Source organism: Bacillus infantis NRRL B-14911 (assembly GCF_000473245.1).
GTDB lineage: Bacteria > Bacillota > Bacilli > Bacillales > Cytobacillaceae > Bacillus_AB > Bacillus_AB infantis.
The window spans coordinates 632,854-654,029 of the sequence record NC_022524.1 but is presented as its reverse complement, the minus strand read 5'-3'; the positions used below and the strand labels follow the sequence as shown (position 1 = coordinate 654,029).

Here is a 21,176-nt window from a genome sequence, read left to right as displayed (position 1 = left end):
AGATTACTAGAAAGGTGAAGAAATCATTGAAAAAAATAGAAAATCATAAATTGAAAACAACTATTCAAGAACCAGGTGCCCCCCTGGTTGAAAATATACATATCTATGAGAGCTTATTCCTGAACACATCAGACCTGGCTTACATACTGGATAAAGAAGGCCAAATCCTTAAAGTAAATGAGGCGGCCGTTAAGGCCACAGGATTTAGTGCAGAAGAAATTCAAAAGAGGGGATTTTTTCCCTTTGTCTGCAAGGAAGACCTCCCCAAGGCAGAGACAAGCTTCCAGGCAGTATTGCAGGGTTCTACCCAAACACATATTTTCCGGATCAACCGCAGAGACGGCGGGCTGATTCTGTTAAACAGTGTCGCCATCCCGATTATCCAGGAAAACCAAACCATCGGGATCATTGGGATCTCAAAGGATATTACAGCCGAAGAAAACTTAAAGCAAAAGCTCAGCATAAGTGAACAGATGTACAGATCTCTTTTTGACAACCATCCGGATGCCGTATATTCACTGGATTTAAACGGAGATGTGACAGCCTTTAACGATTCCCTCGTCCGTTTGTTCCATTATGATCCCGACATGCATGGAATATCTTTCAGGCAATTTGTTGCCCCGGAATCTATGAGCCTTGTGATGTGCATGTTTAAACTGGCCGCAAAAGGTAAACCGCAAAACTACAATATGACCGGCATCAACAGATCCGGGGAAAAGTTTGATGCAAATATCACAAATATTCCTATCATTACAGATAATCAGATAACCGGCGTATTCGGGATTGCCAAGGACATCACAGAACTGGCTGAAAAGGAGCGCAAGCTGCAGAAAGCGGAGGAAAGGCTCAATCTCGCCCAGAAGACGGCTAACTTCGGATATTGGGACTACTATTTCAAGGAAGACTCCGCCTACTGGTCTGAGCATATGTATGAAATGTTCGGAGTATCAAAAGATGAATTCATTCCTTCTTTTGATTATTATAAAGACTTTATCCACCCGGAGGACCTTGCACCGTTTTTGAAAAATTACCATGCTTCACTGGAGGAAAAGACCCCGGCAGATCTGGAATACCGAATCATCCGGAAGGACGGCCAAGTACGCCGGCTCCACCATCAGTCCACCTTGATCCTCGATGGTGACGGCTGTCCTGAAAGGGCCGTCGGCATTTCACGGGATGTTACGGAACAGCGGGAAATAGAGGACAGACTGGCTGAGAACACAGAGCAATTTAAGAGCTTTTATAATAATTCTGATGTGGGTGTATGGTCGCTCGACCCCGCTGGCAAAAAGGTTCTGATCTGTTCTAATGCGATCCTTGCTATCTATGGGTATACAAAAAAAGAACTGTATAGAGATCCGCGTATATGGAATAGATCTATTCATCCGGATGATGTGCAGGAAGTGATAAACAATCAGAATAAAATATCAGAAGGAAATATTATCAGGCAGCAATACAGAATCATCACGAGGGACGGAAAGCTCAAATGGGTAAGCGACCACCTCATCCCCATCTATGATGAAAAAGGCCGGCTCATTCGCCTGGATGGCATTGTGGCAGATATCACAGCCCAAAAGCAGGCCGAGGCACAAATGGAATTCCTCGCCTATCATGATTATATGACAGGCCTGCCGAACAGGCGCCTGTTCGACCAGACCCTGAATGGCCTGTTCGAGGGCAAAAATCCAGAAAAATTTGCGATCATGTATCTGGATCTTGACCGATTCAAACATATCAATGACACCCTGGGCCATCCGATTGGCGATCAGGTGCTGAAAGAGGCGGCGGACAGGATAACGGCCTCAATCCGGAAGGGTGATTTTGCTTCCAGGATGGGCGGCGACGAATTTGCCATTATCGCGCGGAACGTTGAGAGCATTGAGGATGCAAGCAGACTGGCAGCGAAAATTACAGGCACCATCCAGAAGCCCTACGAGATTGAAGGCTACGAATTATTCATTACGGCAAGCATCGGGATCAGCCTGTATCCCAATAATGGCAGCACGCCGGAGGAACTGGCGCGCAATGCCGATGCCGCCCTGTACCATGCCAAGCAGATGGGCAAAAGCAGCCATCAGGTGTACAACGCATCCATGAATATTGAATCATTCAAAAAGTACTGCCTGGAAAGAGATATGCGGAATGCTTTGAAGGATGACCAATTTTACGTGGAATTCCAGCCAAAGATCGAGCCAAGGACCCATAAGCTGGCAGGCGCCGAAGCCCTGCTGCGCTGGAACCATCCTGACTGGGGGATTGTATCCCCGATGGAATTCATTCCTGTTGCGGAAGAGTCAGGGCTGATCGTTGAAATCGGAGACTGGGTGATCGAAAATGTGATAGCCAAGATGGAGGAATGGCAGAAAGGCGGCCTCTCCCTTGTGCCAATCTCCATCAATGTGTCAGGACAGCGCTTTTACAAAAATAATCTGGCCGAAATGATCGGGGACCTTTGCCAAAAGCATGGCATATCCCCCAAGCTGCTTGAATTGGAGCTGACCGAATCCAGCCTGATCCACTATTCGGACCAGGTCCTCCAGGAGCTTGAAAAGCTTGGGCAGCTAAAAATAAAACTGTCTCTCGATGACTTTGGAACAGGCTTTTCATCGCTTACGCACCTTAGGAAATTTAGGTTCAATACGCTAAAAATAGACAAATCTTTTACCAAAAATATCATCTCCAATCTGGAGGACGCCACCATTACCTCCAGCCTGATCGACATGGCCCATGGTCTGAATATGAAGGTAGTCGCTGAGGGAGTCGAGGAATTTGAACAGCTGGATTTTCTCAAAAAGAAGGGCTGCGATGAAATCCAGGGCTTTCTCTTTTCCCGGCCTGTTTCCGGCATAGTGTTCAGGGACTTTCTAAAAGAAGGGTATATTCTGCCGGACGGCGGTAAAGGCTTGGACAAGCTGAAAAAACAAAGGAAGTATTTCCGGATCGATCTTCCCCTCCCTCTCGGTGCTGACCTGACCATCCTCAAGCTGAAAGATAAACAGGTCGAGATGGGCAAAAATGAAGTGCTGATCGAAAATATCGGACCCGGCGGCGCCAGATTGTATACCAACATCAAACTGCCAATCAGACAGGATATTCTCTTTCAGATCCAAACAAAGATTCTTGGAGAAACACTCAGCCTTGATGGGCATATTGTCTGGAAAGAAGAAAAATCGGACCTTGTCACACAATATGGGCTGGAGTTCAGCATAGATGACAAGCGCCGGGAAGAGCTCACCCAGCTTCTGAATGAAATACAGGGACCTGCCGAAAAAGGCACAAGGATTCCCGGCTCCCGGCAAGTAGAGGCAGAATGCCCGGTTGATTATTTCAGCTAGAGTGCCTTATTGCCATCTGCACAGGAAAAGACGGAGCACCTGCCCCGTCTTTTTTCTATGCCCGTCCCAGCTCAACGAAATACCATCCGCCTTCTGTGATGATCGGCTTGAAGGTCTTTATTTCCATCCCGAGCTTGCCGGCTATTTTCATCATATCTTCTTCCGTCGGGGTGGCATACAGATTTTCAAATGCCGAGAAAAAGCTGTTGAAGACGCTTGAAAATTCCTCGCCCTTCTTGGAATGAAGAATCGGGGTAATGACAGTGATCGTCCCCTTATCCGACAGCCAGCCGCTCATCCGCTCAAACAAGCCTTCCCGTTCCTCAGGCTCAATATAATGAAGGAGATTATTGATCATGATCAAATCTGCCTTTTTCTCCGGTTCATATTCCTGCATATCCGCATGGACGATGCTGATATTAGGATTGTCAGCACAATTGCCGGCTGCAGATTCTGCAACATCTCCATTGATTTCAATACCGGTCATGGTAATGTCCGGATGTTTCTGGCTGATCCGTTTAAGATACCCTCCTTCGCCGCATCCTACATCCAGAATCGATTTTATATCATTATTCTTTATTACCTTGGACATCTTTGGCAGTGCGAGCTGCTCCAAGAGGGAGGAAGTCCGTGCCACGGTCGGTCCGTGCTCGTCATTGTCAAATGTGTTCCGCTCATTTTTCCGCAGCATATCCGGATAGGTCAGCAGTGTCGGGATATGGAGCTCCATCATTTCCTTCAGGATGACACCTGTCGAACGCGGATTCTTAGGCGATGAGGGGAGGCTGAATTTTGAGGCGGTCTTGATTTTTCCATCGCGCTTCTTCTTCAGATGCTTGACCGCCAGTCCCACCTCCACCCATCTGGTGAGGAGCTCCTCCTGGTAATCATGCGCCGCCGCCACCTCGCGGACCGTCTTCGGATCCTTGAACTGGGAGAACAAATCCAGCTCAAATCCCACATAAGCATGCCAGCTGTACAGGAAAGGCTGGTTTTTCTTCATCCAGTTCCTTGCTTTTAATAGTCTTATATATTCCGAGATCATAGCACGCCTCCTGCCAATTTCGTTTTCCAAGGATAGTCATCCTTTTCTTTGTAAAAATAACTTTCCTTCTCTGCAGGCGAGAGCTTCTTCTCGCGGGCAGGCAGCATCCCGATCTGAATGGCGCGGTCCAGCAGGCTTTCCTGCCAGAATCCGAGTCCTGAAATATTCAGCATCTGTTTGAACTGCAGCTTCTTGTCCCTTTCGATCTGCTTCAGCCCCTTCTGCCTGATCCCTGTCACAAGCTGATAAGGATAGGAATAGGCAAGTGCTGATAAATGGCTGAACTTGATCATTTTTTCCGCCCGGTGCTTGCGGACTTTTTCATAGCAGCTCAGCCATTTCGGGCTGAGATTCCCTGTCTCATACATCGTCACCAGCAGCTCGCCGAGCACATCGGCATCCTGGATCGCCATATTCATGCCCTCACCGGCCATCGGATGGACCGTATGCGCCGCATCGCCAAGGATGACATGGTTGCCGTCCACATATTTATCTGCATAAAAGGCGGTCGGAATCATCAGCTGAATATCCTTCCAGCTCTTCAGCTTCGTCACATAACCATCAAGCTCCGGGTACAGCTCGATGTACTTCTGATGGAAATGCTCGATCCCCTTCTCCTGAAACTCCTTATAAGTCCCCTCCGGTATGAGATACACCGAACGGACCTTGTTGTCCGGAAGCGGGAACAATCCGAGGAACTTATCCTTCGCCGTAATGATCTGCCCTTCTGTCAAACTGTCCGGCCGCGGGAAAGTCACCGTCAGGAAATGATGATTATAATCAATCTTCTTCGTCTCGCTCTCAATCTTCTTTCTCGTCAGGGAGTTGCGGCCCTCTGCCCCGACATAGAAATCCGCCTTCAGCGAAAACTGCTCCTTCCGCTTCCGCACCTCCACAATCAGCCGGTCTTCGCAATACCCTTTGCCAAGCCCGCCTTTTATATATTCGAAATTGGAATAGCTCATCGCATGCTTCAGGAGAATGCCCTTCAGCGTCTCATGCTCAATCATCAGCGCATAATCAAATTCCCCGGGAAGCACCTGGTAATCCATCGCCAGCTCTTCTTCCTCTTCATCAATCTCGGAAAAATTGATCCTCGAAAACTTATGGCCGTTATACTCAATCTCACTCAGGATCTCCAGCTGCTCAAAAATCTGCAGACTCTTCGGCTGCAGCAGCTCTCCCTTATACACCGGCGACGGACCATCAAGCTTTTCAATCACCGTCACATGCACATCCGCCTGCGCCAGCTTCAGCCCCAGCGTCAGCCCGCCGATTCCGCCGCCCAATATCGCCACCTCTGTCTTAAGAACCATCCAGTCCACCACCTTTTTCTCATCTTATAGCCTGGAATTGGGATTTTGAAACCAGGGGGTGTGCTGTGGGTTTTTGGAGTGGTGCCTGGTACCGGAGATGCGGGGATGCAGAAACGGCGCTGTTTTGTGCGGGGTGGTGCCTGGCACCGGGATGCGGTGGAGAGCTCTGACGGCGGAGTTGCTAATAAAACCTGAAAGTTGCTAATATAAATGAAAAGTTGCTAATATATGGCGAAAGTTGCTAATATACTGGAAAACTTGCTAATAAAACGAAAAAGTTGCTAATATCCGCCCGGCAGCAGTTCCCTTCCAGCCAGCGGCACGCTCAACCGAGCCACCCCCGCCGCCCCAAGTCGTAAATAAAAACGAAAACTCGCAAATATATCCCACAAAGTCGCAAATATATCCCAAAACTAGCAAATAAATTCCGAAACTCGCAAATAACCACCCGTCGAACCCCCAGCCAACCTCCGCACCAGCACAAAAAAAGCGCCAAATCCCCAGATTCAGCGCCCCACTCTACCTAAACCTTCACTTCCGCCGCTTTCCCCACATGCATCAGCACATCAAAATGGTGGTGCCAGGCACCTTGGCAGCGTGAAAGCAGAATTGGCGCTGTTTTGCGGGGTGGGGCGCCTGGCACCGGGTTGCGGTGTGGCGGCCTGGCGACGAAGTTGCTAATAAAACCTGAAAGTTGCTAATATAATTGAAAAGTTGCTAATATATCGCGAAAGTGCTAATATACTGGAAAACTTGCTAATAAAACGAAAAAGTTGCTAATATCCGCCCGGCAGCAGCTCCCATCCAGCCAGCCGCACGCTCAACCGAGCCACCCCCTCCACCCCAAGTCGCAAATATAATCGGAAACTCGTAAATAAACCCAGCAAAGTCGCAAATATATCCCAAAACTCGCAAATATATCAAAAATCCCGCAAATATCCTCCTAAACTCGCAAATAACCGCCATCCGAACCCCCAGCCAACCCACCGCACAAACAAAAAAAGCGCCAAATCCCAGATTCAGCGCCCCACTCCACTCAAACCTCCACTTCCACCGCTTCCCCCACATGCATCAGTACATCAAAATGCGTCACCGGCAGCATTTCTTCATCCAAAACCTCAGTCAGCCCCCAAATATCATTCAAAAACACCCGCGCTACAATCTCTTTCCGCTCACCACCGACAGCTGCATCCTTCAAAGCAATCACACTTTCATAGATTTTCCCCATCAGCACAGCTGCACGCTTACAGTGGTACGTCTGCATATCGCGATCTGCGCGTCCAACAGCCGCAAGCAATTCCTTCAACCTCAACAGCCCCTCATACACAGGTGCCGCAAACTCCTGCAGCCGCTCATCCAGCCCCTCAAGCTCCGTCTCTATTTTCCCAACAAACAGCTCATCTGCCCGAAACTTCTCTATCAATCTCAAAATCTCAAGCCCCAGAATATTAGCTGTACCTTCCCAAACCGTCAGCACCTGCGCATCCCGCAAAAGCCGCGGTGTGACAAAGTCTTCAATATAGCCGTTCCCGCCATGCATCTCAATCGATTCATGCGCAAAATGAATGGCCTGCTCAGCTGTTTCTTTCTTCAGCAGTGCGATCAAAAGCCGGTTCATCGCTTCCTCTTCGCGCGAAGCTTCGCCTGCCGCCACCCGGTCATACAGCGCAATCAGACTGAACACGGCACTCGTCTCAACCTCCTGCTTGCAGGCCAGCTTGGCAAGTGTCTCTTTTACCATCGGAAAGTCAGCAAGCCTGCTGCCAAAGGCGTTCCGCACAAAAGCGTATTGTTTCGCCTCCAAAAAAGCCCGCTGCATGATGCCGATGCTAGCCACGCTATTGCAGATCCGCGACAGATTAAGCGCCTCCATCATATAGTGGATTCCTTTATCCGCATCGCCTACCAGATGGGCCTCTGCCCCGTGGAACACCACTTCTCCTGACGGCACAGCGCGGACGCCAAGCTTATCCTTCAGCCGCCTGATCTCAAGTCCGTTCAGCTCGCCGGTCTCCTTCCGCCATGGAACAAGGAACAAGCTCAAGCCTTTCGATCCAGAAGCCGCTCCCTCTCTCCTGGCCAAAACCATTGCCACTCCGCATGCACCCGCATTGGAGGCAAAGTATTTTTCCCCATAAATCCGGTACTGGCCGTCCTCCAGCACGGCCTTCACCTCATTGGCGCCTACATCAGAGCCGCCCTGCCTCTCCGTCAGAAAGGTCGCACCTTCAAACAGCTCGGTCTCGCCCGTGCTGATCACATGAGGCAAATACTTCTCCTTCAGCTCTTCATCCGCATAATGATCGATCAGATAAGCGGTCGCCATCGTTAAAGTGACCGGGCAGTAAAAGCCAGGCTCCGTCTGTGACAGCAGATATCCCTGTGCATACGAATACACATAATTCCCCTTGCGCCCAAGCTCCGGAATCTCCTTGTGGACATAGCCGACAATGCCCGCATTATAAGTCTGCTCTACCGTTTTCTTATATCCCTCATTCAGCCAGACATGGGAAATATCATTGCCCATTTTGTCATACTTGATCAGCCGCGGCTGGCCTTCCCTGTCTGTATGGACCGCACGCTCGTCGATCTCGCCTGCGCATAACCCTCCAAAAGCTTCAAGCTCCTTTTCAGCCCAAGCAAAAAAGTCCTCATACATATACTGCTTCAGTACAAATGCCAAATTAGGATCATCTTTATAAAAATTCAAAAGTTCCCCTCCTCAAACAGATTCCTTCTGTTCTCTCAATGACTGCTTCAAAATCTTGCCTGTCGCATTCCGCGGCAGCGCCTCTATTTCTTCATATAATTTCGGAATCTTATAATCAGCTATTTTTCCTGACAAAAATGCCTTTAACTCAATCTTATCCAGACTTCCAGGCTGTTTCAGAACCACATATGCCTTAACCGTCTCGCCCCACTCCGGATGCGGCACGCCCACAACTGCCGTCTCGGCAATGGCAGGATGCGAGGCCAGCAGCTCTTCAATCTCTTTCGGGAAAATATTGACCCCGCCTGAAATGATCATATCCTTCTTCCGATCAACGACCCAGATGTAGCCGTCCTCATCAAATCTGGCCATATCACCGGAATAGAGCCAGCCACCCTTAATCATTTCCGCTGTTTTTTCGGAATCCTTATAATATCCCTTCATGACAGCTTCGCCCTTCAGAAGGATTTCGCCAACCTCGCCCGGCTCGACTGGATTGCCTTTTTCATCGGCAATCATGATTTCCGTTCCAAGTGCCGCCCTCTTCCCGATGCTGCCAGCCTTCTGTCCGTGTTCGCCAGCCAGCAGCAGAGTCCCGCTCGGCCCGGCCTCTGTCAGTCCATACACACAATAGAGGCTGTCCGTTTTCAGCCGCTCCTTCACAAGCCGGACTTCTTTTTCTCCAAGCGGAGCCCCGCCGTACACCCAATACTCCATCGAAGACAAATCGTATTTTTCAATATCAGGCTGCTTGGCTGTGAAAAGATAGGCAACCGGCGCCCCGAAGAAATGGGTCGCTTTTTCCGAAGAGACGAGCTTTAACAGAACTTCCGGTGTGAAAATGGGTGCCATGATATGGGCTGCCCCCACATAGGTGCCTGCAATCAGGAACAGATGGAGCGGTGCCGAGTGGCTCAGCGGCATCAAATGGAGCATGCGGCTTTCCGGCTTCATCCTCATCTCCACCGCCATCATGATAGCCGCAGAAAGAATATTGCGGTGCGTGAACAGCACCCCCTTCGGACTTCCGGTCGTACCTGACGTGTAAAGGATAGCCGCCTCGTCATCCTCTATCAAGGGAATTCCCGCATCTAAATCCCTGCCGCTCGCCACCAGTTCTTTAAAACTGTTCCATCCAGCAACTGAGCTGCCTGTCTTCACACAATCAAGACCAGTCCGTTCATTCAAACCTCCCGTCTGTTCAAGCAGCATCTCATGAGCAAATATGGCCCTCGCCCCGCTGTGATCCAAAATATATCCCAATTCAGATCACGTCAGCCGGCTGTTCACTGGCACAATCAGCGCACCAATCCTCACCGCCGCGAAATAAGTAACCACAAATTCCGGGACATTCGGCATGAAAAGCAGAATTCTATCTCCTTTCGCATAGCCCCTTGCCCTCAATGCATCTGCCAGCTTATTGACCCTGCTGTTCAGCTCTTTATAGGAAAGCCTCTCCTCTCCTGAAATGAGAGCCTCCCTGTTTGGATATTTTCTTCCTTTCCTCGCCAGCAGTTCAGATACGTTCATATATGATCCCCCTTTTCGTTCAGCCTTTTTTCGAATTGATCCAGCATCTTTTCCATTTCCTCTTTTAAAAAAAGCAGCTCCTCGATGCGGGCGTTCACCTCCTTTACTCTCTCCCTGCCATACTCGACCGTCCGCTCCAGCTGTTTCCGACCTGAACGGTCCTGGTCAAACAGCACAATCATCTCTTTGATTTCATCCAGCTTAAATCCGAAGCGCTTGCCCCGGAAAATCAGCTTCAGCCGGATATAATCCTTTTTGGCAAAAATTCTTCTGCCGTTTTCATTTCTATTAGGGCATAATAAGCCAAGCTCTTCGTAATATCTGATGGTTCTTGTGCTGACATCGAAAGCCTTTGCCAGCTCCGAAATGGTGTATTCCATGCTATCACCCGAATTCTTTCACTATTCTGACACCAATATAACATTTACGTTAACGTAAAGTTCAAGTCTTCAGCGGATTCAGTTTCTATTAAGAAAAATTTGATTTTTTCGTCTGGACTCTTAGGAAAAGATATTACAATTGTGTTAAAATGAAATATAGTGATTGAACAAATCGTTCTTAATAAATAACCCTTCGATCATATAACTTCTGGATAAAAGGTGTGTGGAATCAATGATTGGCGAACGTGTAAAAAGACTGCGTCAGGAGAGAAAGATGTCATTATCAGAGCTCGCTGAACAGGCAGGCGTAGCAAAATCCTACCTAAGCTCCCTGGAAAGAAACCTTCAGACGAATCCTTCCATTCAATTTTTAGAAAAAATTTCTGCTGTTCTTCATGTTCCGGTTGATACACTGATCCTGGACCAGCCTAATAAAGAAGAGCTGGATTCTGAATGGATGAATATCGTCAAAGAAGCAATGGATTCCGGCATCTCAAAAGACCAGTTCCGTGAATTCCTCGAATTCAATAAATGGAGGATCAACCAAAAAAAATAACTGCTCCGAGGCTGTTATACAAACAAGGACAACCAGTCACCAAGCTTGACAGCCTCCGTAACCTCCTTTGTCCCCGCAAAATAAAAAAGCATTTCTCCTGAAGAGAAACACTTAGCTTTCTATATTCTGTTGTTAGTTTTCAGCCGTTATCCGCTACCAGATCCACTGCCGGCTGGCCGGCAAGAAAGTTAAGTATATCTTCTTTTTTCAGGCCTATTTCCTTCGCCTCAGTAATTAGTGCGACCCATTCCATGTCCATTTCCTGCATATTATTTTTCATAACCCTTCTCTTCCCCCTAAAATACATTTCGTATTCCAGGCAATCCAGCCGTCCTGGCGCCTCATCCGACTTTACTCTCAATAGGCGCGGTAGACCTGTGACTTTGCGTCCCTATCTTTCAACAGGTTTGCCTTTTTCTGCTCACTCCTGCTTTTTTCATATCCTCTTAAGACTACTATAAAAGTTTTCCCAGCATTTGCGTGTTGTATTTTGTCAAATTCTTCAAATTATTTTAAGATATTATTCGACAAAATGAAGGATAATTGGATAGATTTAGAAATCTTCCGGAAACCCATAAGACTTCTGGCCCGGTAAATCTGAGGGTATAGTGTAAGATTTTTGCTCATTCCGTCGACAGCTTTTAGGTAGGCCTTATTTCCTCTATCTATTTAACGGCCCTTCCCTTATAGCTCTCCATCTTCCTCTTAAAAGGCACCACCTTCACCGGCAGCTGCTCAAATGTAAACGCATCAAAAAAGGGAAACAGCGTCAGATCATTGCCGCACACCGGACAGAGCCATTCGCCCATTTCACTGCTGCTGTAGGATGGGCGGTGGCATTTAGGGCAGTTTTTTCGGTACATAGGGGGGTTCCTCCTTAGATAAAAGGCCTTGAATAGCATTCCAAGGCCCTGTTAATGGTCTTTCCTGATCCTGCGGTATCTTACTAGCAATAATATGCCGCCTGCCCCCAGCAAAATGCCTCCGAGAAGCATGAAATTATATGTGTTGGTTGCCGTGTCAGGGAGTATATTTTCTCTGATTTCTGGTGTAACCGTTATACCGTCACCTGGATCGCTGCCTGGGTTTCCGCTTGCCGGTTCATCGGGATTATTTCCTGGGCCGCTGCTGTCATCTCCTGGGTCCTCACTGTCCCCTTCACCCGGATCGTCCCCGTCATCAGGATTGTCTTCACCTGGAGGATCTTCATCACCGGGATTATCCCCTGGGTCTTCTCCTGGATTACCCTCTCCCGGCGGGTCCCCATCATCAGGCGGATCTCCGTCTCCTGGAGGATCTCCGTCCCCTGGTGGATCTCCATCTCCTGGCGGGTCGCCTCCGCCATCAAGCGCTTCAGCTACAAACAGTATCTCTACCTCTGCAGAAGAATCCTGGAAGGCATTGCCGAGCTCGTAAGGCATTGTCACCTGGAAAAATAGAGTTTCAGATTGGCCTTTGTTAAGTGGTCTTGGGGTGAAGCCTTTGAAATCCTTCATCTTTCCTTCATATAAAGTGTCATTGCCTTTTTTGACTAAAAGCTCTAACTCTTCGAAAAGACCCTTAACAGATTTCTTTTTGCCGATAATTGAGGAGTATCTGAAATCCTGCTTTCCATTGTTGATGATAGTGATGTCGCGCGGCATCCAGTCGCCTGGCTTTAAATCACCAACGTGGAAAAAATAGCCGTTCAGGTTCGTATTGATATCGATTTCTTTCTCTTCAGAAAATGCCTTTAAGGTAGGAAAAAACGTTAAAAGTAACAAGGTTAAAATGGTGAATATTACCTTCGGTTTTGCCAACTTATGCAGGTTGGTCATGGCATTACCTCACTGATTGGTTATTTAGGAAAAGGCGGGATAGAGTACCATCCCGCCTTTTTTCTGCTCTAGATTTACTTAGCTTCCCCTTTGCCTTGCTTGGCTTCGAATGTCCAATTAAGCTGCAATGAGTCTCCCTGGAACTGATTTTGGTCTTGTTTATTATCTACAAACTCATATTGTACCCAGAGTTTATCTGATGTTTTAGCAGCTAATTTTCCTCCACGTTCAGCTAACCATCCGCTGAAAATGTTTCCTTCAATAACGTCTGGCGACATTGTTTTTAACTCTGAAAGGGTTGTTGAATAGATAGGTGTATCTAATTTATCTTGGTTGAAGAGGAAATTTACACGTATATGCTTTCCAAAATCATCTGCATTGTTGTTCTTTGCGTCAGTCACTGAGTACTCTGTTTTTAACTTTATTGAGGCAATATCCAGAGATCCATCGTTTAACAAATTAAATGAACGGAGCATAGTATCTCCAGGTTTGATATTTTTAACATCAATAATCGTTGTAGGATTTGCATTTAAATCCAAAGTCCCCGCAGTAAACTTTCCATTTGCTTCCGCAGTATCACTAAAGTAAGCAAACGTTCCCCCACCAACCAAAGACATTCCAAGCGCCGCAGATGCAATCCCCATTCCAACTTTCTTTTTAAATCCCATGTTCCGTTTCCTCCTCTTACCCTTTGGGTATGTATAATTTTTTATATTGAACCCTGTGTTGCCACAGAGATTTCAACCTTGATCAAGCTGTTTTTTCATTTGAGTCATTTTTGCCTTTTGCTCTAGCCTCGAGTTCCCTCATAGCCTGGTAGATGGTGAAGGCTGCATAGCCTAACATGAGGATGCCAGGGCCGATCAATAGGATAGCGGCGCCTTTCTGCGATTTGGCGAAGTCTATGAAATAACCTGCATACGGCAGGGTATATCCGGTGTAGACGGCAGTGACATTGTCAGAGAGGACCGGGTCCATGTCTTTGGATTTGTTATTGTCCCCTTTTGTTTCGTATAAGACATGCTCTCCGCTGACGGTTACATCTGTAATTCTGTGGGTGATCAGTTTCTTGTCCTCTTCCATGAAAGTGATGATGTCGCCTTTCTTCAGTTCTTTCTTATCGTTGCCTTCAAGAGGTTTGACTGCGATGATTGATCCAGTCATAAAGGTCGGCTCCATTGAACCGGAGAGAACAGTTTTTATTTGATAGCCAAATGCCTGGGGCTCTCCGCCGGAAGCTTTGGACGAGATCACGAGAAATGCCATTAAAATGAGATTGATAAATAATAGCCATGTAATGATGCTGCTGATGATTTTCCTGACGGTTTTCCAGTTGAATTTCACCCTTTGTTCACCTTCCTCTAACTTCTCTATTAATCTACCCATTCTTAGTAACTGTTCACTTTTGTTCTTTTTATCGAACTCACAAGATGAGTATAGTATATTAGTCCAGTCTTTGAAAATTACCAAATTTAGCCGTATTTTCTTTTTAACGAACGTTTTTCAAGGTTTTTCTCAGACTTTCTCAATTATTCTTACTTTTTTGTATTTTTTAATGAACTTAATGTTCGTTATAATGGAAGAGCGTCTATATTATAAGATAGAGGGGAATTCCAATGGTCGGTGAGAGGATAAAACGCTTGCGGCTTCTCAGAGGCTTTTCCATAAATGAGCTTGCTGAAAAATCAGGGGTCTCTAAGTCGTACTTAAGCTATATTGAACGTGATATTCAGAAAAACCCTTCCCTTCAGGTTCTCTCCAAGCTTGCAGCTACGCTTGGTACATCGGTAGAAGAGCTTCTGGACTATAAAGTGAGAAGTAATATTGAGCCAACAGAGCTTGATCCCGAATGGCTGGGCCTTGTCCAGGAGGCGATCGACCAGGGCATTACAAAAGAGGATTTCAGCTATTACCTTGATTTTATCCGCTTTAAAAACACACATGGAGGCAATGACGGCAAGTGAAGGCTAAAGGTACATTACTATTATACTCAGCTATAATATTCATTCTGGCTGGCGGAGGGCTGCTGCTGTTCTCTGTAAAGGAAGCAGCAGAACAAAGTCAGCAAACTGAGGAAGCCCTTGAGGCTGCAAAGGGAACACTTCCAATAAAAGAAGCAGCTTTGCCCTCGAAAGAACGCCCAGCTGAGAAGCCAATCATCCCTGTCTTTAAAACAGGCGACATTATCGGCATTTTAGAAATCCCGGCACTAAAAGCAGAGCTTCCTATAATAGAAGGAACCGATGAAGAAGAACTGGAGAAAGGAGTCGGGCATTACGCTGGCACTGTATTCCCTGGGCAGAAAGATCAGATACTTCTCTCCGGCCATAGAGATACCGTTTTCCGCAAAATAGGTGAACTAAAAATGGGGGATGAGCTGGTTGTGAAAATGCCCTATGGCGATTTCACATATGAAATCATCGACTCTTTTATTGTCGATGAAGATGATACTACTGTCATTAAGCCGACGGCTCCGGAGGAAATACTGACCCTTTCAACATGCTATCCATTTTATTTTGTCGGCAGTGCACCGGAGCGGTATATTTTGACGGCAAAGAGGGTTGAAGCTCCACACTCTTGACGAATCTCTGCGATTGAAAAATTGACACACAAGTGCAACCAGCACTGATATCTTGATGTCAGCACCAATCAAAAAAACCGGCCCCCACCTCGGGACCGGCTCTCCACCATCATTTCTGCAGCCCAACCGCAATCTTCGCTCCAACTTCGGCATTATGCTTAACTAGCGCGATGTTGGCTGTGAGGCTTGTTCCTTCTGTCAGTTCTTTTACTTTGCTTAGGAGGAAAGGTGTGACCAGCTTTCCGGCAATCTGATTGTCTTTCGCTTCTTGAAGCGCTGTTTCGATGACGTTTGTGATGAAGCTTTCTTCCAGGGCATCCCCTTCCGGTATCGGATTGGCAATGACGACTCCGCCGTTCAGGCCAAGCTCCCATTTTGTGCGGATCAGGCTGGCGGCATCTTTAGGCGCATCCACGCGGTGGTTGACGTCAAATGGGCTTGTCCGGGTGTAGAATGCCGGCAGCTTGTCTGTTTCGTAGCCGACGACCGGGACGCCGTGTGTTTCCAGGTATTCAAGGGTCAGACCGATATCCAGTATGGATTTGGCGCCTGCACAGACGACTGCTACATTGGTCTGGGCGAGCTCCTGCAGGTCAGCAGAGATATCCATGGTTGTTTCCGCTTCACGGTGGACGCCGCCGATGCCGCCTGTGACGAATACTTCAATGCCGGCAAGCTCTGCGCAGATCATGGTTGCTGCAACAGTGGTTGCGCCATTTTTGCCCTGGGCGATCAGATAAGGAAGGTCGCGGCGGCTGGCTTTTTCAATGTCCTTGCTTTGGGCGAGGAATTCGAGCTCGTCCTCAGAGATGCCGATTTTTATTTTTCCATTGATGATGGCGATTGTTGCAGGCACCGCCCCATTTTGGCGGATGATTTCTTCTACTTCTTTGGCTGTCACGATATTCTGCGGGTATGGCATGCCATGGGAAATGATTGTTGATTCCAATGCGACAACCGGTTTATTTGCTTTTCTTGCTTCCAATACTTCTTCTGAGAATTCAAGATAGTTTTCTAACATAGTATGAGTCTCCTTTTTTAGCTGAAATTTTGCTGAAATGTTTCCTGCAGTCTGACATTATTTAAAATCGGACTGACGGTTTCTTCTGATTGCAGTGTCAGCATGCTGCAGGCAATGCCGATTTTGCAGGCATTTTCTGTATTAAGCCCTTTCAGGTGGGCGTAAAGGATTCCGGCAACCAGCGAGTCGCCTGCCCCAGTCACATCCTGTACCTTGATCTTAGGCGGAAGCAGCACCCCTGCCTCGCCTTCCTTCGTGTAGAAAATCAGCCCTTTGTCTCCTCTTGTGATGACGACCTTCTCCACGCCTTTTTTCATAATTTTCTCGGCTGCTTTAAAGAAATCTCCATCACTATTAATCTTCATTCCGGACAGTGTCTCAGCTTCGTCATGATTGGCGATCAGCCATGTGACACCCATCAGATTTTCGGGCAGCTTCTTCACCTTTGGGGACGAGACCGGCGTGATGCAAAGCGGAACAGACTCTTCATAGCAGCGGGAAATCGTCTTTTTCAATACTTCTGCCGGAAAATTGGTATCGAGCAGGACAATCTCTGCCGAGGCAATATAGCCCCATCTTTTTTCGATAAATTCTGAATCTATGCTATCGTATAAGGCCATATCGGCAAAAGCGACTGTCATTTCGCCGTCATGATCCAAAACAGCTGTATATGTTCCTGTTGCTGTATTAGGCAATGTCTGGGAGGGGGAAATGTCGACAAAATCCTTTGTATAGCCCAGCAGCCAGCTGCCCTCAGCATCATCGCCCACTGCCGTCATAAGACTTGCGTCGCAGCCAAGGCGCCCAAGGTTTTCGGCAATATTCCTGGCAACGCCCCCGCATGACTGCGAGCTGGCCGACGGATTCGAGGTACCGCTTTCAATTTTGCCAATCGCCTGAATTTTCCGGTCGATATTAGCCCCGCCGATGCAGAGAACTTCTTTCTTGTTCGGCAGCATATAAGCTCTTCCCAGGATTTTACCCTGCTTGGCAAGCGAGGATATATAGCCGGCTGCGGCCGAGCGTGATAACCCGGTTTTTTCTGCAATTTCATTCTGGGAAATGAACGGGTCCTCTTTTATCAAAGTTAAAATGGATTGTTCTTTTTCATTCACAGCGTGTCACCGCCTTCGTAAACTTTTGTCTAAATTATAAACATTTGTTTACATGAAGGGCAATGGTTTTTAGGTAAAAAGATAGGTCTGACTTATAGGTAAGAAGTCAGACCACACAAGGGAGTGCAACAAAAAAGACGGGGAAATTCCCCGCCTCTTTAAGCAGCATCATCTTTCTTTTTAATATCCTTCAAATAATATTTTTCCGAGGTAAAGAACTCATTTTTAAGCTCTTTCACCTGCTTGCTCAGCAGAAGGACGGCTATGATGTTCGGAAACAATATGGCGGCCAGCGCGAGGTCAAGGAACTGCCAGATTGTTTGCGCGGCGCCTACCGACCCAAGCACGATTGCTCCGATATAAACAAACTTGATGGCCTGTCCGGCGAAATCGCCAAAGAGGAATTCCGCCTGCTTCGACCCGTAGAAAATGACAACAATGATGGTTGAAACCACAAAGAATATGAGTGAAATGGTAACAATGAGGCTGCCTGTCTGTCCGAAATATTGAGAGAAGGCTGCTGTTGTCAGGGATGATGGATCATCCATGGCCCCTTCCCTCTGCCAGACCCCAGAAGACAGCACAACAAAAGCTGTCGCAGAGCAGACAATCAGTGTATCGACGACTATGCCGACAATCGCCCAGAAGCCCTGCCTGACAGGATGGTCCGTCTGTGCAGCCGCATGGGCGATCGGAGCCGTCCCAAGTCCTGCTTCATTGGAATATAATCCTCTTGCAAAGCCCCAGCGGATAACCTCGCCGATGGCTGCACCAGCAAAGCCGCCCATCGCCGCTGCCGGCTGGAACGCGTATGTGAAGATTAATTCCAATACCTCAGGAACCTTGCTGAAGTTCATAAAAAGGATCACAAGCGCTGTTCCCACATAAATCAATGCCATAAATGGAACCAGGATTTCGGTTACCTGCCCGATCCTCTTGATGCCGCCGAATACAATTAATGATACTACTGCTGCAACGGCAATTCCCGTCCACAGTCCATTGATTTCAAAAGTCTCTGAAACAGCAGATGAAACGGCATTTCCCTGCACCATGATGCTCGGGATCAGCTCGATCATCAGGGCAAAGGCAAACCAGACGCCCAGCCACTTCATATTGAGCCCTTTTGTCATATAATACATCGGCCCGCCGACATATTCGCCGTCCTCATTTTTCTCACGGTACTTGACCGCCAGAACGCTTTCCGAAAATTTAATGGCCATGCCGATCAAAGCAATTACCCACATCCAAAAGACGGCTCCCGGTCCGCCGAACATGATGGCTGCCGGTACACCGACGATATTTGCAGCTCCGATTGTCGAAGACAGTGCAGATGTCAGTGCCTGCAGCGGAGTGACCGTCCCCTCCCCTTTCGGCTTTTTAAACACGCTGCCGAAGGTCTGCTTGAAAATATAAATTGGGTATCTGAATTGGAAGAATCCCAATAAAAAGGTTAAATATATGCCTGTTCCAGCCAGGATAATAATGATCGGCGGCCCCCACAGCCAAGCCGATATACTTCCCACAAGCTCTAAAAATGAGTCCAATTGAATTTCCCCCTAGTAGATAAATTGCACATTGCTGCTGTTTAACCCATTCCCTTCAAGCTACTCTTCAAACCTGTTTCTTAAAACGGACTGGACAAAAATGTCTTTTTACCTTATAGTTAGCTAGGCAACTAATTGAAACGGGTGATCGTTTATGAATAAAATGGATCCTTTTTTTCACAGCTTCAATCAATGCACTCGGCAGTTCTCCAAAGGCCTGAACGATGTGCTGACCCCCATGGGGCTTTATGCCGCACAATGGCCGATCATCTACAGGCTGAAAACAACAGGCACCAGCACACAGGTTGAGCTATCCACCTATCTCAGCGTTGAGGCCCCGACCATGACAAGAGCCCTTCTGCGTCTTGAAAAATCCGGCTGGATCAGCAGGGTGCAGGGGAAAGACAAACGGGAAAAAAAGATTCTGCTGACGGATGCGGCCCTCACTAAATATCCGGATTGGCTGGCCGCTGTAGAACAATACGAACAAAAAATGCTGGAGGATATATCTGAAGAAGAATTAATGGCTGCCATATCAGTCATGCAAAAAATGAAGCAAAATTCCGGACGTTGATCAGCCCCGCAAGATCTTCCGTTTTTCTTCTCACTACTTCACAGACTCTCAGTAAACAAGACATCAAGGAGGACAAACATGAAGAAACAACCCCTTTGGACAAAGGACTTTTTAGGCGTTTCCATTACTAGTTTTTTCTTATTTATTGGCTTTTATATATTGCTGACGACCCTTCCCATTTATATTCTTGATGATTTAAAAGGAAGCGAATCACAGGTCGGCCTCATCATCTCGGTATTCCTGATTGCCGCCGTCATTTCCCGGCCCTTTACCGGAAAATGGATCGACGAAATCGGCCGCAAGAAAATCCTGATGATCTCTATGGTTATTTTTACAGTGGCTTCTGCACTTTATTTTACGGCAGACAGCCTGCCCATGCTTTTGGCAGTCCGCTTCCTGCATGGCGCGGGCTTCGGAATGGCCACCACGGCCACTGGTGCCATTGTCGCTGATATCGTCCCGGCTGAAAGGCGCGGCGAAGGACTTGGCTATTATGCCATGTTCATGAATCTTGCCATGGTTATCGGGCCTTTTACCGGGCTGACCATCATTCAATATGCCGCATACAGCTGGATTTTTGTTTTATGTACGGTGCTTGCCGTTCTGGCTCTGGTGCTTTCATCTATCATCAGCATCCCGGAAAACAGCGGCGAAAAAACAAAGCAGCCATCATTCGCATTTTCAAGCTTGTTTGAAAAAAATGCCGTTCCGGTTTCGATTGCAGCCGGCACGCTTGCGTTTGCCTATTCAGGCGTATTATCCTTCATTTCCGTATACGCCAAGGAGCTCGGACTCATGCAGGCGGCATCCTTTTTCTTTGTCGTCTATGCAGCCTTCATCCTGATTTCACGCCCGTTCACTGGCCGCTGGTTTGACATGTACGGAGAAAACCGGGTCATCTATCCGGCAATCGTTTTATTTGCCGCCGGCCTTTTCCTGCTCAGCCTTGCAGACAACAGCTTCCTGTTCCTGCTTGCCGGCGCCGTGATCGGCCTGGGCTACGGCACCATCGTGCCAAGCATGCAGACCGTTGCCATCAAAAATGCCGATCCTTCGAAAAGAGGGCTGGCCACCTCCACCTTCTTTACGATGTTCGACTCCGGCATCGGCCTGGGCTCCTATGTACTCGGCATCGTCGCCGTCTACACAGGGTTTGCCAAGCTATACATGGTGCTCGTTCTTGTCTCGCTGATCGGCCTTGGGCTCTACTATATCCTTCATGGGAAAAAAACAGCAGCAGCCAAAGAAGAAATGCAGTCAGAAGTTAATATTTCTTTGTAATATTGAACAGGACCCTTGGCTGGAGGGTCCTGTTTTTGTGTTTGGGGATGGAATTTGGGCGTTTAGTTGCGGTTTTTGGGCTAATGGTCAGCTTTAAACGTTCATTGGGCAGCTCATTTTGCGGTTATTAGCAAGTTTTTCGTTTTATTAGCAAGTTTCCACTTTTATTAGCAACTTTTTCATTTTATTAGCAACTTTTCCAGTATATTAGCTACTTCTGGCTTTTATTAGCAACTCTGCAAAAACCGGCCCCTGGCTCTTATTTGCGAGTTTTCCATTATATTGATGGTGTATAAAAGTATGTGTAAGACCTTTTTCTAGACAAATAAAAAAGGACAAAGTACCCTCTGAGTTATCACCACAATAACCTT

Annotated in this window: 18 protein-coding genes, 1 pseudogene and 1 riboswitch; of the genes and pseudogenes, 6 read left to right on the top strand and 13 right to left on the bottom strand. The window is 47.4% G+C overall.

Translation table 11 applies throughout. The features are described from left to right. Positions 1-26 precede the first annotated feature (26 nt). Complete coding sequence (locus tag N288_RS25005) at positions 27-3,335, top strand: EAL domain-containing protein (RefSeq protein WP_022543376.1); 3,309 nt, start codon at positions 27-29, stop codon at positions 3,333-3,335. A 55-nt stretch (positions 3,336-3,390) separates the two neighbouring features. On the opposite strand, the gene N288_RS03520 is transcribed toward N288_RS25005, so the two are convergent. The 5 genes and pseudogenes from N288_RS03520 to N288_RS03495 all read right to left on the bottom strand — a co-directional run bounded on the left by N288_RS03520 (position 3,391) and on the right by N288_RS03495 (position 10,316). Next, positions 3,391-4,380, bottom strand: coding sequence for a class I SAM-dependent methyltransferase (locus tag N288_RS03520; protein WP_009792135.1), 990 nt, complete (start codon positions 4,378-4,380; stop codon positions 3,391-3,393). Further along, positions 4,377-5,696, bottom strand: a complete 1,320-nt coding sequence (locus tag N288_RS03515) for an FAD-dependent oxidoreductase (RefSeq protein ID WP_009792136.1) — start codon at positions 5,694-5,696, stop codon at positions 4,377-4,379. Before N288_RS03515 ends, N288_RS03520 begins: the two co-directional genes overlap by 4 nt. Before the next feature lie 1,036 nt (positions 5,697-6,732). Continuing rightward, positions 6,733-8,355, bottom strand: a complete 1,623-nt coding sequence (locus tag N288_RS03505; protein ID WP_050767261.1) for an acyl-CoA dehydrogenase family protein — start codon at positions 8,353-8,355, stop codon at positions 6,733-6,735. A gap of 63 nt (positions 8,356-8,418) precedes the next feature. Beyond that, positions 8,419-9,936, bottom strand: a pseudogene (locus tag N288_RS03500) (class I adenylate-forming enzyme family protein). After that, positions 9,933-10,316 carry a MerR family transcriptional regulator gene (locus N288_RS03495; RefSeq protein WP_009792141.1) on the bottom strand — a complete coding sequence of 128 codons (384 nt, stop codon included), beginning with the start codon at positions 10,314-10,316 and terminating at the stop codon, positions 9,933-9,935. Before N288_RS03495 ends, N288_RS03500 begins: the two are co-directional and overlap by 4 nt. 232 nt (positions 10,317-10,548) lie before the next feature. Between N288_RS03495 and N288_RS03490 the strand changes: the two genes are divergently transcribed. Continuing rightward, complete coding sequence (locus tag N288_RS03490; protein WP_009792142.1) at positions 10,549-10,872, top strand: helix-turn-helix domain-containing protein; 324 nt, start codon at positions 10,549-10,551, stop codon at positions 10,870-10,872. A 139-nt stretch (positions 10,873-11,011) separates the two neighbouring features. Here the strand turns inward: N288_RS03490 and N288_RS24530 are convergent, their stop codons facing one another. From N288_RS24530 to sipW, 5 genes are all read right to left on the bottom strand, one after another. After that, entirely contained in the window at positions 11,012-11,152 is a 141-nt protein-coding gene (locus tag N288_RS24530) for an anti-repressor SinI family protein (RefSeq protein ID WP_022543372.1), read from the bottom strand. A gap of 35 nt (positions 11,153-11,187) precedes the next feature. After that, positions 11,188-11,294: riboswitch (cyclic di-GMP riboswitch) on the bottom strand. A gap of 243 nt (positions 11,295-11,537) precedes the next feature. After that, on the bottom strand, positions 11,538-11,735 hold the full coding sequence (locus N288_RS03485) for a hypothetical protein (RefSeq protein WP_022543371.1): 198 nt from the start codon (positions 11,733-11,735) through the stop codon (positions 11,538-11,540). A gap of 51 nt (positions 11,736-11,786) precedes the next feature. Further along, on the bottom strand, positions 11,787-12,689 hold the full coding sequence (locus N288_RS03480; RefSeq protein WP_009792145.1) for an LPXTG cell wall anchor domain-containing protein: 903 nt from the start codon (positions 12,687-12,689) through the stop codon (positions 11,787-11,789). A 74-nt stretch (positions 12,690-12,763) separates the two neighbouring features. Next, positions 12,764-13,357 (bottom strand): CalY family protein, encoded by a 594-nt coding sequence (locus N288_RS03475; protein ID WP_009792146.1) that lies wholly within the window; start codon positions 13,355-13,357, stop codon positions 12,764-12,766. Between the two features lie 82 nt (positions 13,358-13,439). Then, on the bottom strand, positions 13,440-14,075 hold the full coding sequence (gene sipW, locus N288_RS03470; protein ID WP_009792147.1) for a signal peptidase I SipW: 636 nt from the start codon (positions 14,073-14,075) through the stop codon (positions 13,440-13,442). Positions 14,076-14,305: 230 nt separating this feature from the next. Here sipW and N288_RS03465 point away from each other — a divergent pair, with 230 nt between their 5' ends. Further along, complete coding sequence (locus N288_RS03465) at positions 14,306-14,653, top strand: helix-turn-helix domain-containing protein (protein ID WP_009792148.1); 348 nt, start codon at positions 14,306-14,308, stop codon at positions 14,651-14,653. After that, on the top strand, positions 14,650-15,270 hold the full coding sequence (locus N288_RS03460; protein ID WP_009792149.1) for a class D sortase: 621 nt from the start codon (positions 14,650-14,652) through the stop codon (positions 15,268-15,270). The genes N288_RS03465 and N288_RS03460 overlap by 4 nt, the downstream gene beginning before the upstream one ends. Positions 15,271-15,379: 109 nt before the next feature. On the opposite strand, the gene N288_RS03455 is transcribed toward N288_RS03460, so the two are convergent. From N288_RS03455 to N288_RS03445, 3 genes are all read right to left on the bottom strand, one after another. Then, entirely contained in the window at positions 15,380-16,291 is a 912-nt protein-coding gene (locus tag N288_RS03455) for a pseudouridine-5'-phosphate glycosidase (RefSeq protein ID WP_009792150.1), read from the bottom strand. A gap of 17 nt (positions 16,292-16,308) precedes the next feature. After that, the gene (locus N288_RS03450; protein WP_009792151.1) at positions 16,309-17,406 is read right to left on the bottom strand and encodes a carbohydrate kinase; all 1,098 of its coding nucleotides are present in this window, start codon (positions 17,404-17,406) and stop codon (positions 16,309-16,311) included. Between the two features lie 158 nt (positions 17,407-17,564). Next, positions 17,565-18,950: an alanine/glycine:cation symporter family protein gene (locus N288_RS03445; RefSeq protein ID WP_009792152.1), complete on the bottom strand. Its 1,386-nt coding sequence runs from the start codon at positions 18,948-18,950 to the stop codon at positions 17,565-17,567. Positions 18,951-19,104: 154 nt separating this feature from the next. On the opposite strand from N288_RS03445, the gene N288_RS03440 reads away from it, so the two are divergent. Together N288_RS03440 and N288_RS03435 are read left to right on the top strand one after the other, a co-directional pair. Continuing rightward, positions 19,105-19,524: a MarR family winged helix-turn-helix transcriptional regulator gene (locus N288_RS03440; protein WP_009792153.1), complete on the top strand. Its 420-nt coding sequence runs from the start codon at positions 19,105-19,107 to the stop codon at positions 19,522-19,524. A 78-nt stretch (positions 19,525-19,602) separates the two neighbouring features. Further along, complete coding sequence (locus N288_RS03435; RefSeq protein WP_009792154.1) at positions 19,603-20,805, top strand: MFS transporter; 1,203 nt, start codon at positions 19,603-19,605, stop codon at positions 20,803-20,805. The last annotated feature ends 371 nt before the right edge of the window (positions 20,806-21,176 follow it).